Source organism: Streptomyces odontotermitis, assembly GCF_050510915.1.
Lineage (GTDB): Bacteria > Actinomycetota > Actinomycetes > Streptomycetales > Streptomycetaceae > Streptomyces.
The window spans coordinates 543,425-559,394 of record NZ_JBNJLS010000004.1; the positions used below are offsets into that span (position 1 = coordinate 543,425).

The following is a 15,970-nucleotide window of genomic DNA, read 5'->3' on the forward strand; positions in this document are numbered from 1 at the left end:
GGAAGCCATGCCTCAGACCGTCCTCGCCCCGCCCACTCCCGGCCCCCGCTCCGCCCGCGCCTCCCCCGCCCGGCAGCGCGACCCCTTCTTCGACAACGCGAAGTTCCTGCTGGTGACCCTGGTGGTCATCGGGCACAACTGGGGCTCGCTGCCCTCCGGCGCGGACACGGTCAAGGCGGCCTACTGCGTCGTCTACCTCTTCCACATGCCGGCGTTCATCCTGCTGTGCGGCTACTTCTCACGCGGCTTCGCGTGCCGCCCCGACCAGATCAGAACGCTGCTCGCCCGGGTCCTCGCCCCCTACCTCCTCTTCACCCTCGCCTACAAATCCCTGTACGTGGTGCTCTGGGACGCGCCGTTCGCACTCGACCCGACCGAGCCGACGTACCTCCTCTGGTTCCTGGTCGCGCTCTTCCTGTGGCGGATCACCAGTCCGATCTGGCGGGCGGTGCGCCACCCCGTCGCCCTCGCGGTGGCCGTCTCCCTCGCCGCCGGACTGAGCGACGTGGAGTACACCCTCGCCCTCCCCCGCGTCCTGATGTTCCTGCCCTGGTTCGTCCTCGGACTGCGCCTGCGCCCGGAGCACTTCCGCCGACTGCGCACCCCACTGATCCGCACAACCGCCGTGCTGACCGTGACCGCTGCGGTGGCGGCCTCCTACGCCCTGTCCCCCGCCCACGACGTCCGCTGGCTGCACATGCAGTACGGCAACGACGAGCTGCACGCCGCCTGGCCCGGCTACCTCCTCGCCAGGACGGCGCTCCTCGTCGCCTCGGCCGTCCTGGTCGCGGCCTTCTTCGCGCTGGTGCCCGCGCGACGCACCCGGTTCACGGAGCTCGGCACGGCCACGATGTTCCCGTTCCTGGCCCACGGCCTGCTGGTGCGCACCGGGGAGGCATACGGGGCGTACGACCTGCTGGGGCTGCTCGGCGCAGGAGCGGTGCTCGCCACCACCCTCCTGGGCACGGCGCTGACCTGGCTGCTGTCGGCGGCCCCGCTCCGCCGCGCCCTGCGCCCCTTCGTCGAGCCACGCTTCCCCCGCCGGCTCGTCCCGGTGGAGAGAACCTGACCGGAGCCAGGACTTCCAGAAGCCGTACGCCTTCCCGGTACGGGCGAAGTCCGACCAGATCCGGATCATCGCGTCGGACAGGTCCCGCCGGGCCGGGGTGAGCTTCCCGTAGTCGTCGATCTCGAAGAGGTAGGGGAGTTCGAAGAGGTGTCCTGAGCCCGCCGGGAAGCTCGGCTTCGGGTACCTGGGGTCCGCGTACCAGGGGGTCACGCCCTCGGCGAACTCGTAGGTGTACGTGGGTGCGTGACGGGACAGCGCGCGGCCGGTGTCGATGCTGTGCCGGGCCCCCTCGCCCGGGGCTTGGCTTCGCTTCGATCGCGTCGGCGGTCCTTTTCCCTTCGCGCAGGGCTTCCTCACGGGTGCGGAGGCTGTCCGTGCCCAGCGCAGAGCGGCCTGCTGGTCGAGGAATCCGTAGTTGCCGGACTCGGCGGGACGGCCGTCGCCGCTGCCGCGCTTCCCGTCGGTGTGGTCGCCGCCGTGCAGGTACACCATCACGGGGCGGGGCGTGGTGGCGTCGCGGACGCCGTGCCACGTGCTGGCGGGCGCGGTCGGTGCCCAGCGGCGTTCGCCGGTGGGCGGGGCGGCGTACGGGATGCCTTCGAAGGTGCGGGTGGAGTCGGTCACCGTGCCGCGCACGGCGCCTTTGCCGGTGCGTACGACGGTCGGGGCGCGGTCCTGGCCGGCGGCAGCGGCTGTCGCTCCTGCTGCGACTCCGGCGCCGCGACCAGCGATGATCACACGGCCCTCACGAAGCTCTGACAGATAGTCACAGCTACTGGTCCGTAGCGGACTTGGCGCCACTTAAGTTGATCAGTGCCGGGCCCCCGCACAAGGCCCGCACACCACTCCACCGCGAACGGAGAGCCACCGCAGTGGCATACGCTCCACCCCCCATCGCACCGCGAACCGTCACCCACGCCTTGGAGCTCGCCGAGGGGCCGCTGAACGTCTACGACCTGATCTCGCACATCTTCCGGCTCGCCGGCCATCGCGCCTATCGCGATCCGCGTGCCACCCGGAAGGCCGCCCTGCGGATGAGCGAGAGCGACGCCCATCACGTCGCCCGGATGAAAGACCTGATCTATTCCATGCGCCGCCAGGGGCAGTTGGTCGCTCATTACCGCAGGGTCTACGCCACGCACGCGGTGAAGGTCCCCCAGCCGGTCGACCGCGGCAGCCAGTACTACCTCGCCACCGCGGCCCAGTGGAAACAGTGGGAGCAGCAATTGCCCTTCACCGTGCTGGGCGTGGCCACCGAGGACGCGTTCAGCGTCACGCACATCATCGAGGGCCACCTGACCGAACCACAGCGCGTCATTCCCCGGGCCGGCGCCGTCTGCGCCGAATTGGCCGCACACAGCGTCAGCGACGCCGAACGTGCCGCCCTGGCCCTGTGGGACGAGCCGTCGTGAATCTTCTCCTTCTGGAATGGGCGCCGCGCTCTCCGCGGGAGAGACCTCACGAGGAACGACCTCAGTAGGAGCCGGTCCTGGCGAACATCTGGTGCGGGTCGTTGCCGTCATAGGCCCAGGCGGTGGCGAATCCCGTGACGTTCTTGTCGTTGAGCATGGGAGACAGCATCTCGCTGGTGCCGGTCTTGTGGTTGCAGGTGTAGTGCTTCATGTCGCTGTTGCGCCATATGTTGCAGCCCATGCCCGACCAGTGGTTCGTCGGGACGGTGTGGTCGACCATGGCCCACACGGTGCGGCAACTACGGCTGTACCAGAGGCTCGCCGTGACCTTGACGTGCTCGTGGTAGCGGCTGCTGTAGTACTTGTCGGTCTTCTGTTTCACGATGCGCCCGTCGGACATGCACCCCGAGGAGATGGGGTCTTGGCCGTCCCGCGGGCGTGTGACGTCCAGGCCGTGGCTGGTTCCGGTGGCGGCAAGTGTCATTCCCGCCGCGATGGCGAGCGCTGCCGAGGTCCGCAGAATCTGTTTCCTCATCGTGTTCCCCCTTGATCGGAGAAGCCGATGCGGCCCGTTCGAGCCGCATCGGCTCCATCACCGGGGACACACGCTAGGCAGGAGCGGTGCGACGGTCGTCAACCCAGGAGTTGAAGGGCCCTCAACCCGGAGTTGACCGACGGAGGACGTAGCGGCGGGGGCGTACAACTCCCGTGGTAGCGGCCTCCGTACAACCAGCTCCGCCCTTCGGCGGTCACACGAGGTACCCCCGTGCCCCGTCGACCGAGTGGGAGCCACCGTGACACACAGACGCCGCATCCTCGCGTACGCCATCGCGGTCGCCGCCGCGGCCACCGCCGGGCTGGCGCTCCCGTCCGGCGCCGTCGCCGCCGCACCCCGCGCCGTCCCGGGCGACTTCAACGGCGACGGCTACGCGGACCTCGCCGTCGGCGTCCCGGAGGGCACCGTCGGCGGCCGGGCCGAGGCCGGGTACGTGAACGTCGTCTGGGGCGGCCCGAGGGGCGTCGGCGCCCACGGGAGCATCCGCGTCACCCAGGCCACCGCCGAGGTGCCCGGGGCCCCGGAGGCGGGCGACCGCTTCGGCGCGTCCGTGGCCCTGACGGACCTCAACGGCGACGGCATCGCGGAACTGCTCGTCGGCGTCCCCGGCGAGGACGTCACCGACCGCGGCACGGACGCGGGCACGGTCATCGCCGTCGCCGGCTCGGAGCGCGGGCCGGGACCGGCGTCGTCGGTGCTCAACGGGCCGTCGCGGTCGGCCGCGTACGGCAGATCGGTAGCGGCGGCCGACGTGACCGGCGACGGCAACAAGGAGATCGTGATCGGCGGCACCGACAAGGTCGTCGCCCGTGTCGCGCAGGGCGAGGACAGCATGGTCACCACGGTGGTCGCCGCCCCCATGGGCGGCCGCGCCCCCGTCCTGGCCACCGGCGACTTCGACAGCGACGGGACGGCGGACCTCGCCGTGGCGTACTGGACCGCGGGCACCCCCAACACCCAGTCCCACGTACGCCTGTTCACATGGGACGCGGACCGGTCGGAGCCGGCGAACTTCTGGAACACGGACAACGCCGGCGTGAGCGCCCTGGCCACCGGCGACTTCGACGGCGACGGCCACGACGACCTGGCGCTCGGCGAGTGCCGTGAGATCGCCGACGAGAACATCGACGACCCGTGCGGCCCTGAAGAACGCGCCGAGGGGGGCGGCATCCACATCCATTACGGAAGCTCCGCGGGCGGCTCGTTCGGCGGCCGCGCACAGACCCTCAACCAGGACACGGCGGGCGTTCCGGGCGTGGCCGAGAGCGGCGACCGCTTCGGCGCCGCCCTCGCCGTCACCGACGTCAACGGCGACGGCCGGGACGACCTGGTCGCGGGCGCTCCCGGCGAGGCCATCGGAAGCAGGGCCGGGGCGGGCGCCGCCTGGCTGCTCCGCGGCGGCGCCCGGGGCCTGCTCGACGCGAACGGCGCCGCCGCGTCCACCGCGTGGAACCAGGACACGTCCGGCGTCCCGGGTGTCGCCGAGGCGGGCGACGCCTTCGGCGCGGCGGTCGCCGCGGGCGACTACAACGCCGACGGCGTACCGGATGTCACGGCCGGATCCCCGGGCGAGAACGCCTCCTTGGGCGCCGCCTGGCTCCTCCCCCGCGGCTCGGCCACCGGCTCGACGGCCTTCTCGCCCCGCACGCTCGGCCTCCCGTACCTCTCCACGGCTCAGCAGTACGGCAAGCCGCTGAGCACATCCTGAAGCCGAGCCCGTCCTGACGCCGAGCCCGCTCTGAGGCCGGGCCCGCCCTAAGGAGCGTCGGCCGTCAGCCGGCCGCGCAGGTCCTCCCAGTACAGGTGCAGCATCCGCTTCAGCTCGTCCACGACGTCCAGGTCCGGATCGCCACCGCTCTTGAACACCTCGTGCAGCACGGCGTTCGCGGCCCACACCACCATCCGCGTCGCCCGCTGCGCCCGCTCACCGCCGGGCCCGCCGGTCAGGTGCTCCACGATGCGCTGCAGCCCCTCGGCGACGAGCGTGTTGGTCGCCTCGTCGGCGCGCGCGAGCTCGGGGCTGAGGTGCCTGCCCGCCCACAGAACCGTGCCGCCCGGCTGGGAGCGGAAGAGTTCGGCGTAGACGTCGACCATCGTGCCGACCAGATCGGTCAGTTCGCCCTCGACGACCCGCTCGACGAGGCCGTCGATGGCGGTCTTGAAGGCCCCCAGGTACCGCTGGCCGAGGGCGTCCACGACCGCGCTCTTGTCCGGGTAGAACTGGTAGATGCTGCCGACCGGCGAGCCCGCCTCCTCGGCGATCCGCCGCATCGTCAGCGCCTCGTACCCCTCCTGCGAGAGGATCCGGTCGGCGGCGACGAGGATGGCCTCGACCCGGGCCCGGCTGCGTGCCTGCTGCGGCTGCCTCCGCAGCCGCGCCCTCGAAGCCGGCTGCGGCTTGCCCGTTCCCGTCATCACCACGTGCCCCCGGTCGTCCGAAGACGCGAACGTAGCACGCAGGGAGACCACGCCTGCCGGATCAGGAGGTCTGATCCGGCAGGCCCAAGCCCCGGCCTCGGGAACCGTCCCATCGATACGGTCGGTCCGCCCCCCAGCCCCGTCAGTCCCTGTAGACACCGACCTCTTGGAGCGAGTAGCCCCACTGGGTGCCGCGCTCCAGCCCCTTGATCCGTACGAAGCGCGCCTGGGTCGCGGCGAACCGCGCCGTGTCCAGGCCGCCGTCACCGGAGTCCGTGGACCACGCGGTCTTCCAGTTCGTGCCGTCTTCCGACAGCTCGACGCGGTACGACTTCGCGTACGCCGCCTCCCAGTCGAGAGTGACGCGCCTTACCGACTGCACGGATCCGAGGTCGATCCGCAGCCACTGGTCGTTGTTCCACTCGCTGGCCCAGCGGGTGCCCAGGTCGCCGTCCACGGCCTTGCCGGGCGCGAAGCTGACGGCCGGGTTCCACCACTCCGAGGAGGACGCCGAGGCGGCCGCGCCCGAGGCCAGGTTCTCCCCGGGCTTGTACTTCTCGGTGTTGCCCCAGGTGCGGAGATAGGACTCGGCACCCGAGAAGAGATCGTCCACGACCTTCTGCCCGCCGACGATCCGGATGTCCTCGATCCAGTCCGGGACCATGCCGTAGTGCGCGCCACCATCGGTGTTGAAGTCCCACGTGCGTTCGCCGGTGGTCTGCTTGTCGATCACCGAGCCGCCGTCCGTGCTGCGGAAGGGGTACTTCACGGGGTTCGGGGTGTTCCCGCCCCGCGGGGCGGGCCAGCCGCCGACGCCGTTCATGTCGGTGCCGTAACCCAGGCCGACGTGGTACTTCTCGCGCAGTGCGTCCTTCTCCTTGGCCTCCGCGCTGAAGCCCTCGGAGGCGCTCATGTACGAGGCGGCGAACCCGCCGAGCTTGTAGAGTCGCTCGGTCCAGCCCGCGTCCATCCAGCTGTGCGAGGAGATGGCGCCCGGATACGCCTCGGATTCAAGGATGTCGAATGCCTGGTCAGCGGCCTTGACGCTCATGTGGTCGAGCTCCAGCATCATGCTGCGTTTCATCATGCCGCGCACCGCGTACGCCCCCAGGTCGGTCAGCCCGCGGACGTTGCACCGCGCCCCCGAGGCGTACGCGGGGACGTCCACCCCCTTCGGCAGCCGCTTCTCGGCCTCAGGGGCCGCCGCGTTGCCGATGGGGTTGTCGTGCTGCGGGCCGCGGCAGGTCTCCGTCTTCCAGAAGGTGCCGGTCGACAGGAACTGGCCCACGTTGATGGCGGTGCCGAGGGCGCCGGAGTCATAGCGCACCCCGCACAGGGCGTTGTCGAACTTGTGGCACAGGAACATGCTGCGCACACCGAGATCATGCAGTTCGTCCAGGCCCCGGTCGATGTCCTCCTTGCTGCACTGCGCCCTGTCCAGGACCTGCTTGCAGCCGAACGGCTCGGAGGTCTCGACTCCCAGGATGACAGCCAGTTTTCCCTGCTTGATGACCTCGCGGGCCTGCGCGCTGTCGGTGACGATCCGGAACCAGCCCTTGCCGGGGCCGCCGTACATCTTGTCGATGAACGCCTGCATGTCGTACGACTTCTTGGCCTCGAGACGGATGGCGCTCATCTCGTCGCAGCCGCGGTCCTTGAAGAAGTAGACCGAGCAGATCACACCGTTGGTGACCAGGTCGTTGACCAGCACCCGCTGCCCGCCGCGCCAGGCCCGCTCGATCCCGGCGTAGTAGTTCTGCTGGTGGGTCAGCGAGTCATGGGCGGGCCAGTCCTTGAAGGTGGGCCACCCGTTGGGATCATGCTTGCCGTCACCGCCCTTGGTGATCATGTCGAAGAGGGCGAGCGAGCCGTCGGGGTAGTGCTCGGGACAGTCCTTGAGCGCGTCGGCGACCCCCTGCTCCGAGAACGGCTTGCCGCAGATCAGCCGACCGCCGAAGCCCTCGTTGGACATGATGTGGTCATGGGCGTCGACGAAGCCCCTCACGTTCCCCTGCGCGTCGGTCCCCTTGAAGGGCTCGCCCGTGACATTGACCTGAGCGTCGGGCGTGGGCCGCGCGGTCGGGTCCCACCAGTCGGACTCCGCCGCGGAGCTGGGCACCGGACCCAGCACCAGGGCCATCACGGCGAGAAACAGCGACACGACCGTGAAGGATCCGAGTCTACGGCGCGGAGGTTGAGCCATGGTCATCACTCACCTTGTTTGACATGTTCATGCAAGTTACTGGCAAGTCAAGAATTCCGACCGCCGCCCGTGGAGTCAATGACCGGGAGCAATGGACTTGACGACCCATCAGTTCGGGTGACCGGACCCGGCCGATAGAACATGAACGCCCGTTCACGTTACGGGGCGGTCACTTCACGCACAAGACCCCGCACAAGACCCCGCAGCGAACGACACGCCACCAGATCAGCGACCCGGATCAACAAACTGGATCAACAATCTGGATCAACAAAAGGAGGCCGCCCAAGTGGGCGGCCTCCAGCTGGCGTTGACCTCGGCACCGGCATCCGTCACTGGGGCCGGCCGAGGGCGGATCGGCGTCAGTCGCCGTCGATGATCTGGTACAGGTAGATGATGTGGGAGTCGTCCTCCGGCATGGCGTTCACATCGTCGGACTCGGCGTCGATCCGGAAGTAGAACTCGGGGCCCTTGAAGTTCTTGAGCTCGCCCTTGTCCTGCATCTGCACCAGCTTGTCGAGGAACGCGTTGACGGACGGCGTCTTGGTGCCGAGGTCCTCGGCGATCCCGCCGCCCACGACCACCTTGAGGTGGGCCGAGTCGATGAGCACGTGCTGGCCGGCCCCGGTCGCGCTGTTCGACCGGAAGTCGGGGCCCATGTCGCCGCACTCGTAGGAGCCGAGGTTGATGCCGAGGGTCGCGTCGGGGCTCTCGCCGCCCATGTCGACGGACTCGATCTTCGCGTAGGGGCCCTGGCCGTCGTGATCGCAGACCGAACCGGACGGCGGCTTCTGACGGTACGCGTAGTCCCAGTCGCCGCCCTCGTCCGAACCCCCGTCGCCACCACCGGAGTTGGCGCCACCGGAGCCCTCGATGTCGTCGCCCGTCTTCTCCGGGTCCGGGGTGGAGGTCTGCTTGCCGCCGCTGCCACCGGAGTTGCCGGAGCCGCCGTTGCCGGAGCCGCCGGACGGCTTCTCGGTGGAGGGCTGGGAGGCGGTCGGGGACGACTTGGAGTCGCTGCCGTTGTCGTCCCCGCCGGAGGGCTCGCAGGCCGTGGTGGCCAGGGTCAGCGCGGCGGTCGCGGCCAGCAGGCCGAGCTTCCAGTTCTTACGGGTCTTCGTGCGCATTGGGGTTCCCCCGTGGATAGAGCGTGAGCGGTGAGGGTGAAGGTGAGGATGAGTGGACTTGACGTATGCCGATACGCGATCAGTGCGCGGCAGGAGCGAGGGACGCGGGCCCGGATCGACCGAGGAGATCAGGGAAGCGGCCGGATCGGCCGAGGAGACCAAGGAAGCGGTCGGCTCGGCCACGGCCACGGCCGTGGCAACCGGGCGGCCTCAGAAGTCCCGTTGGCGTGCTGCGCGCATCAGTACTGGATCCAGCCGTTGCTCGCGTCCACGCCCTTGAACTGCACGTAGAACTCCTTGCCGCGGATCACATGATGAGCGATGACCGTCCACTCCCCTGTGCCCAGCCTCTTCCAGCTGTTGCAGGCACTGCGCGTGCAGACCCGGACCGTACGGGGGCCTGAATCGAGCGACAGTTTGATGTCGCCGCACCGGCCGCTCACCGTCGCCCAACGCCCGGTGTCGGGCCAGTGGGCGTCGTGGCCCGGGCCGGTGCCTCCTTCACCGAAGTAGCGCGTGGCGGAGCAGGACTGCGCGGTGACCGCCGTATCGGGCGCTTCCGAGGCGTACGTGGGCGCGGTCATGGCGGCGAGAACGGCCGCAGCTCCGCCCAGCGTCGCGGCGATCCGCCTGGTCCTGGTCATCGGTCCCTCGGTTTCCAGGGGCGTGCCACGCGATCTGCGCACGATGCCCCTTCTCGTGATCACGGTGGTGCAAGACCCCCGCCTGACGGCGCCGGCCTGCGACCGGCGCCGTCAGAGAAGGTAGAAGCGGCACGGTGATGGCGTCGTCGCGCGCTGGTTTGATCACTGCCTAAACCCTGGCGGTACGTACGCGGTTCCTACAACTTTCGCGGTATGGGGGCCGCTCGCGTGCGCGACCGCGCGTCGACGGCGACCAGAGGGCCCCACTGGGCAACGGTCCCGAACGACGAGAAGAGGGTGCCCCCGCTGCGCCGGGGCACCCTCTCCTGTTCTCCCGCCTTCTCAGGAAGCGGGCACCGGCTTGTCCGGCGCCAGCGAGTTGCCCGCGGCGATGCTGCCGCAGTCGGACGGCGCCTTCTTGCCCGCGAAGCGGTCGTTCAGCCAGCTCAGCGCGCTGGGCACCCACGGCAGGACCGTGCCGACGTGGCTGAGCGCGTCGTACTGCCGGTACTTGATCGCGGCGTTGCCCTTGTCGCAGTACTGCCGCGCCAGCGCCCGCACGTCCCCGGCGACCATGACGCCGTCACCGGTGCCGACGCCCGGACGATTGCTGAAGGTGCCCTCCACGACACCGCCGTTGCCCTGTGCGATATAGCCGGGGGCGGACGGTGTGGGGGCCGAGCCAAGGTTGATCTTGTTCACCGCCTCGACGAACTCGGGCACGGAATTCGGGTCGGCATACTCCGGCTTCGCCATCTTCTTCCAGGTCAGACCGGGGTAGCGGCCCAGCGCGTCGACGATCGACGCATGCTCGACCTTGTCGTACACCTTCTTGCCGTAATCGCTCATGTAGCGCTTGAGGTCGATGTCGTAGGAGCGGGCGACACCGATGATGGCCATGGGGATGACGCCGGACCACACCAGGCTGCCGTCGACGTACTTGAGGTTGTGCGACGGCTTCACGAGCAGTCCGCCCTCGGCATAGCCGACCAGCCGCTTGTCGACGTCCGGCGCGTAGTCCGGCGCGAGCGCGGCGGCCCAGTTGGTCGCGATGGCGCCGCCGGAGTAGCCGACGAGACCGAAGCGGGCGTCCTGCCTGATGCCGGTCCCCGACGCGGAGTTGCTCGCGGCACGGATCGAGTCGAGCGTGTTGTACCCGTACTCCGGTCCGGCCGCGAAGTCGGCCGACTGCCCCTCGGTGTCCGGGATCACGACGTCGTAGCCCTGCAGCAGGAGCGGCGCCACGAAGAGGGACTCGGCGTTCGCGATGACGCCGCCGAGACGGAGGTCGCCCGCGATCGCCCGGGACGGCCCGTCCTCGGGGTTCAGCGAGTCGTAGAACGACTGGTACGACACGGCCTTGCTGCCGTCACCACCCGGGCTGCGCACCACGGTGGTCACACCGGCGGACGGGCGGTTCTGCGCGTCGGTGGTGCGGTAGAGCAGCTGGATCGCCTTCACGGGCGTCGGGATGCCGACGACGTGGTACTGCAGCGTCCGCTTCTTCAGCACGTCCCCCGGCTCGTAGGAGGACAGCGGCTTGCTGCCGTCGTACGCGTAGAACGGGTCGCTCGAGGCAGCTTTCGACGACGAGCCGCCGACCGGAGCGGACGCGACCGCGGCAGCGGGAGCGGCAGTCAGGGCGAGCGCGGTGACACCTGCGGTGGCGATGTGCCGAACGGCGATTTTGTGCATGACTCCCTCGACTCGTGAAGCAGCGCACCAGGACAACTGCTGGAGCCCGCCGGGGTGTTACCGGCAGGTAACGCGGAGCGCAACTTACCAACGGGTAATGCGGTTGCCCAGGGGTGCGGCAGAGATTGTTGAATCCTTTCGAGACTGCAGGGAGTTGTGCGCGGACGTGGTGCAGGAGTACGCGGCCGGGCGAGCCGCACACCGAAAGCCGACCGCGGCCGGCTCCCTCGCGGCACTCCCGGACCAACAAAAGGAGGCCGCCCTCGCGGACGGCCTCCGGTCTGCGGTTTTCACCGACATCTCAGTCGGGGCGACAGGATGTGAACCTGCGCCCCCTTGCACCAGCGGTGCTGCCACTCTCCGTTCAGTCTCTGCTGCGCCCCTGCACCCAGAGCAAAGGGTTCGATGGAGCCGTGGGCCCACCCGCTCTCTCGAGCCATGTCGTGTGACGTCGCGGAGGCGCCCCTACTTCTCGCTCCACCTGGACGACAGGCGCGTGCGGCGAACGCCGCGGCGCCCCCGCCTGCGTCCGCTTCTCCACCGGGCCGGCCTCGACAACGCCTCCCGTTCACCGTTCTCCGCCCGTCGCCCCCAGATCGCCGCGATCTCGTACGCGAGTTCAAGGCACTCGCCGTCGGCCTTGTCAGCGAACTCCTGGAGATCCTTCGCCACGACTTCCCGCACCCGCGGATGCCTCTGGCAGTAACTGCTCCGCCCCTCCTCCGAGAAGCCTGAGTGGAGGGCGCTGAACAGCGCGGCCGCCGAGCACTTCACTGCCTCGTCCTCATCGGTCCTGAGGGCGCAGTCCCGCCAGGTCCCCAGGGGGAAGTCCGGCAGCTCGTCGCCGTCGCACCACCACTCCTTGTCCTGGGAGAGCAGCACCTCGGCCATGGCCTGCAGCACGATCTCCTTTGCCAGCACCGGAACACCGCTGCGCACGTCCCAACTGTCCATGAAATGACCGGGAAATGAATACTCTCCCTTGAAATTCGGGGTCGTGAGATTCTTCGCCCTCGCATGCCGCAGCAGGAGGGATGCCGCCTCGATCTGCGTGCCGTCGTCGGCGGCCTCTCCGTCCGGGTGGTATGGGTACCCGGAGCCGCCTCCGGCGATGATCTCGTCGATGATCCAGGTAGCCGTTCCGCTGTCCACCTCCCCGGCTTCCCACGCGGGTTCGAGTATCCGTATGGCGACGCGCGGTTGGCCGATCAGGACTGCCGTGCTGAGGATGCCCGCCAACCGCTGTGGAGTTCCGGGAGGAATCGCCTCCAAACTCTTCACGATGGTCTCGAAGTCGAGCCGTCGCCGTTCACGCGCGTTGTGTTCCGAGGTGAGCAGTGCGCCGAATACCGTGGCCGCGGTGGCGAGTCCGCCTCCGATGAAGGTGGCGAAGGTGGTGAGTTCCTGGTCCGTCGGTGAACGGCCGGCAGAGAATCCGAGCAGTCCGGCACGGAGCGTGAGTACGAGCGCCATCCATGCCAAGGCCAGGGCGACAGCCGCGAGGAAGACATATCCGGTGCTCTGCACGGGGTTGCCGTGGGCCCAGTCATGGAGGCGCCGGGCGGCCCGTCGCGTGCTCATCAGCGGGGGCGCCGCACCAGCCGCGTCTGGGCCTGCGCGTGATCACCGCCCTCGGACGGATCCCGCTCCATGACCGGGGACACGCCGTCGGTGAGGCCTCGGCACCAGGGTTCGACCTTCTTGGCCTCGTCCTTGCTGAGGAAGCCTACGAAGTCCTTCCGGCCGCCGCTCTCGACGACCGCCGCGGCCCTTTCGTACACCCCGTCCTCCATCATCCGCACGGGCAGGCCGATGCGATTCGCCTCCCGGTAGTCGATGGGGAACAGATGGTGGGTGTACTCGAAGACGAGCCGCGCGGCGATGTCGTTGATGTGCCCTTCGTCGACTTCCCTCGCGTGCATGCGCAGCAACCGCCGGGCATAGAACTCACCGATCCTCAGGCTTCGGCCCCAGCCGCCGAAGTCCAGTGCGGCGACGTTCTCCATCATGGGCTTCACCAGCCCCAGCGTGTAATCGACGGCGATCTCCAGAAGCCCGCTGACGGCGATCTTTCCGTCCGTCTGCTCGACGAGCTCCGGCAGGACCATGTGAAGTGTCCGTATCCCGAAGTCACGGACGTAGTCGACGCTTTGGTAGCAGTCGAGGGCGGACATGAAGCTTGCCGGATTGCGCGGGTCGGATATCTGCGTGTCCAGCGGGCCGAGTTCACCGAACGCCGACAGGTGGAGTTCGTCGGCCCCGAGAGCCAGGAGCGTGCTGGCGCTCTTGGCCCGGCGGGGCACATGGACCCTGACGTCCGTCGAATACTCCGCCATGTACAGCGCCGCGGTGTACGCGCTGTCGAGGCTGCCGCCCGGAGAATCGAGCAGGACGTTCAGCGTGATGTCGGAGGAGCCCATTCCTGGTGTCGGCGGATACCCGAAGGCCCCGCGCAGCATGTCCCTGACGTGCCCCTCGGTGCCCTTCTTCGTGTTGTCGGAGACGAACTCGCCACGGATGAGCAGCCAGGTCCCCCCGGCGTACTGGGCCAGCTCGCACCCCGCGTCCACGACTTGCCTGCGTTCGGCGACCGTCATCCCCTTCGCCTCCGCGCGCAGACCCACGTCAAGCGCGCTGGCCCGCTCGTCCTGCGGCAGCGTCCCGTTCGTCCGTTGGCCGTTCATCAGAGTCCGCCTCCCGGTGGCCGAGCGAAGTGGGAACTTTCAGCGTCCAACCGCGCGTCGAGGGCGTCAGGGTGCCGAAGGTCCCTGGTGTGTGGCCCAAGAGCCTGCCCGAGCACGGCGCGGGGCCTCCAACTCCGCCTTCCACGCCTCGGGGTGAAGGGGCCCCGTCCACGAGCTGTCCCGCTTCGCCCATCGTGATGCCGTGGTCCTCACCGTCGCGTACTTCCTGGGCGTGCCCGCCGGGCCGATCGTCCGCCGCAGCTCCGGCCGTCTGCCTCCGCTGGTCGATGACCTGGGCATCGAACCGTACCTGCACGACGAGGCACCGCACACGGTGGTGAACGTCCCGATCGCGCTCCCCCACGGCCCGGGATCGACTGGCGGCGCTGGTCGCGCGGACCGGACGGCTCGCCCACAGCAGGCGCGTGGCGGCACCCGACCCGCGCGGCGGCTGCGGCAACACCCGGGCAAGCGGCTCGGCCTGGGCCACTGCGGGTCTCGCGGCCGACGTCTGTGCGGTGATCGCCGCGCCTTCGGGCTGCGCCACGCCGGGCCGCGTGGCATCAGCATGGGTGGCAACCTGAGGGGGCTACCTCCGCCAGGCGCGGGCGGCCTCCGCGTTCGACGTCCGCGGCCGACGTCCGCGGCCGCCTGTCGGCCCGCCTGTTCACCCCCTTCTGGCCGAGGACCGGGCATGGACGCGAGAGGGCGTCAGGAGCCGATGGGGACGCGCAGGACCTGCCCCGGGACGATCTTGTCCGGGTCGGTGATCTGGTCCGGGTTGGCCCGGACGATGCGCTGGTACAAGGAGGCGTCCCCGTAGTACGTCTTCGCAAGGGCCGACAAGGTGTCGCCCTTGACGACCTTGTGCTCGCGGTAGCCGTAGTAGCCAGGCACGATGCGCGGCCCGTACAGGACCGGCACGGTCACGACATTGATCTCGCTGCCGTCCTTGGGGCTCTTCTCGAAGACCTGCACGAGGAGCCGGTCGAGCTTGAAGGCGGCGTGGCTGACGTCGGCGCGGATCTGGAACTGCCCGTGCTCACCGGTCCCGCCGCCGACGGTGACGTCTCCGGTGACCTCGTCGTGGCCATCCCCGACACGGTAGTTGAGGGTGGCTTCGTAGCCGGTGCCGATGCCGCCCACCTGGACCGGGTTGCCGACGAGGTCCAGCTTGCGGGGCTGGTCGATGCGGTTCGTCATGGCCTCCTCCTGCCGTGAGGGAGGGAACGTGCTATTCCTCTTCACCCCTTACTCAACTCCCTTTTCGGGACGGGACAAGTGCCCCTTTCGGACACCGTGAAGATCGCGGTGCCACGCGGGTCCAGGGCGGCGTCGCCGACGTGGCGTTCGGGCCGGACGGCAACCTGCTCGCCACGGCCGCAGCCCGCTCGGGTGGATTCCGCCGTTCGCAAGGCGGGCGGGCACGGTCTCGCCGAACTCATGCGGGGAGGAGGACCGTTCGGCTCTGGTCCGGGCGTGCGGGAGAGAGCATCCTGGGGTTGTGGGACGTGCGGCCGTATCCGGGCAGCGGTACGGCGGTGTTCGGCAGACGTGGGCGATTCCTTCCGCGCGGGAGTGATCACGGTGGAGACCAAGCAGTGGACCGTCCGGATCTACATCTCCGAGGAGGGCGACGACACGCGAGCCCGTGCTGTCCTGACCGCCGAGAACATGTCCAGCATCAGTGGACAGGGGCTGGCTCGGCGCAATCCGATCGACCGTCCCATACCGGAGATCGGCGACGAACTCGCTGTCAGCCGCGCGCTGGAGGATCTCGCCCTGCGACTGCACGACGTCGCCGCCGACGACATCGTGCAGCTGACCGGGCCCGCGGAACCCTGACGGATCCGCCGAGACCTGGCTGTCAACCGCTTTGCTTCCACCGGATGATGGGCGTCGGCTCGGTGTCCGCGGCGCTCGTCTCCGGCTGTCTCAGCGCGGAGTACGCCCTCGTGGACGCAAGCCTGATCCGGTGAGCCCGCATATGGCGATTGCCGACTCGGCCGCCCCCGCTCAGCCGCGCGTGACCGACGCAGCAAGTGGCGAGGGAAGCGGCCCACGTGCCGATCGCGCGCCGGTCGCGGAAGTCGCCGTATCGGCCACCACTTCCTGGCTCGGGCACCTATCACGTGGGCGATGCCGAGGCTGAAGAACCAGGCCGG

General features: G+C 69.3%; 13 protein-coding genes and 1 pseudogene. 4 read left to right on the forward strand and 10 right to left on the reverse strand.

The window, feature by feature from the left end; genetic code table 11:
- Positions 1-7 precede the first annotated feature (7 nt).
- Complete coding sequence (locus tag ACQB60_RS15760; protein ID WP_496926588.1) at positions 8-1,069, forward strand: acyltransferase family protein; 1,062 nt, start codon at positions 8-10, stop codon at positions 1,067-1,069.
- A 33-nt stretch (positions 1,070-1,102) separates the two neighbouring features.
- Here ACQB60_RS15760 and ACQB60_RS15765 read toward each other — a convergent pair.
- A pseudogene (locus ACQB60_RS15765) lies at positions 1,103-1,870 on the reverse strand (carboxylesterase family protein); the annotation flags it as partial.
- Positions 1,871-1,989: 119 nt separating this feature from the next.
- Here ACQB60_RS15765 and ACQB60_RS15770 point away from each other — a divergent pair.
- On the forward strand, positions 1,990-2,481 hold the full coding sequence (locus tag ACQB60_RS15770; protein WP_496926589.1) for a hypothetical protein: 492 nt from the start codon (positions 1,990-1,992) through the stop codon (positions 2,479-2,481).
- A 61-nt stretch (positions 2,482-2,542) separates the two neighbouring features.
- Here ACQB60_RS15770 and ACQB60_RS15775 read toward each other — a convergent pair whose 3' ends face one another.
- A complete protein-coding gene (locus ACQB60_RS15775; protein WP_496926590.1) occupies positions 2,543-3,016 on the reverse strand; it encodes a DUF2690 domain-containing protein in 474 nt (157 codons plus the stop codon).
- A gap of 259 nt (positions 3,017-3,275) precedes the next feature.
- Here ACQB60_RS15775 and ACQB60_RS15780 point away from each other — a divergent pair, with 259 nt between their 5' ends.
- A complete protein-coding gene (locus ACQB60_RS15780; RefSeq protein WP_496926591.1) occupies positions 3,276-4,745 on the forward strand; it encodes an FG-GAP-like repeat-containing protein in 1,470 nt (489 codons plus the stop codon).
- A 47-nt stretch (positions 4,746-4,792) separates the two neighbouring features.
- Here ACQB60_RS15780 and ACQB60_RS15785 read toward each other — a convergent pair whose 3' ends face one another.
- The 8 genes from ACQB60_RS15785 to ACQB60_RS15820 all read right to left on the reverse strand — a co-directional run bounded on the left by ACQB60_RS15785 (position 4,793) and on the right by ACQB60_RS15820 (position 15,008).
- On the reverse strand, positions 4,793-5,452 hold the full coding sequence (locus ACQB60_RS15785) for a TetR/AcrR family transcriptional regulator (protein ID WP_496926592.1): 660 nt from the start codon (positions 5,450-5,452) through the stop codon (positions 4,793-4,795).
- A gap of 145 nt (positions 5,453-5,597) precedes the next feature.
- Entirely contained in the window at positions 5,598-7,664 is a 2,067-nt protein-coding gene (locus ACQB60_RS15790; protein WP_496926593.1) for a discoidin domain-containing protein, read from the reverse strand.
- Between the two features lie 353 nt (positions 7,665-8,017).
- On the reverse strand, positions 8,018-8,782 hold the full coding sequence (locus ACQB60_RS15795) for a hypothetical protein (protein WP_496926594.1): 765 nt from the start codon (positions 8,780-8,782) through the stop codon (positions 8,018-8,020).
- 239 nt (positions 8,783-9,021) lie between these two features.
- Positions 9,022-9,426: a hypothetical protein gene (locus ACQB60_RS15800; protein ID WP_496926595.1), complete on the reverse strand. Its 405-nt coding sequence runs from the start codon at positions 9,424-9,426 to the stop codon at positions 9,022-9,024.
- Positions 9,427-9,768: 342 nt separating this feature from the next.
- On the reverse strand, positions 9,769-11,121 hold the full coding sequence (locus ACQB60_RS15805) for a lipase family protein (protein WP_496926596.1): 1,353 nt from the start codon (positions 11,119-11,121) through the stop codon (positions 9,769-9,771).
- 465 nt (positions 11,122-11,586) lie between these two features.
- Complete coding sequence (locus ACQB60_RS15810; RefSeq protein ID WP_496926597.1) at positions 11,587-12,648, reverse strand: hypothetical protein; 1,062 nt, start codon at positions 12,646-12,648, stop codon at positions 11,587-11,589.
- Positions 12,649-12,701: 53 nt separating this feature from the next.
- Complete coding sequence (locus ACQB60_RS15815) at positions 12,702-13,805, reverse strand: SDH family Clp fold serine proteinase (RefSeq protein WP_496926598.1); 1,104 nt, start codon at positions 13,803-13,805, stop codon at positions 12,702-12,704.
- A gap of 711 nt (positions 13,806-14,516) precedes the next feature.
- A complete protein-coding gene (locus ACQB60_RS15820; RefSeq protein WP_496926599.1) occupies positions 14,517-15,008 on the reverse strand; it encodes a LysM peptidoglycan-binding domain-containing protein in 492 nt (163 codons plus the stop codon).
- 384 nt (positions 15,009-15,392) lie between these two features.
- Between ACQB60_RS15820 and ACQB60_RS15825 the strand changes: the two genes are divergently transcribed.
- Positions 15,393-15,650, forward strand: coding sequence for a DUF1876 domain-containing protein (locus ACQB60_RS15825; RefSeq protein ID WP_496926600.1), 258 nt, complete (start codon positions 15,393-15,395; stop codon positions 15,648-15,650).
- The last annotated feature ends 320 nt before the right edge of the window (positions 15,651-15,970 follow it).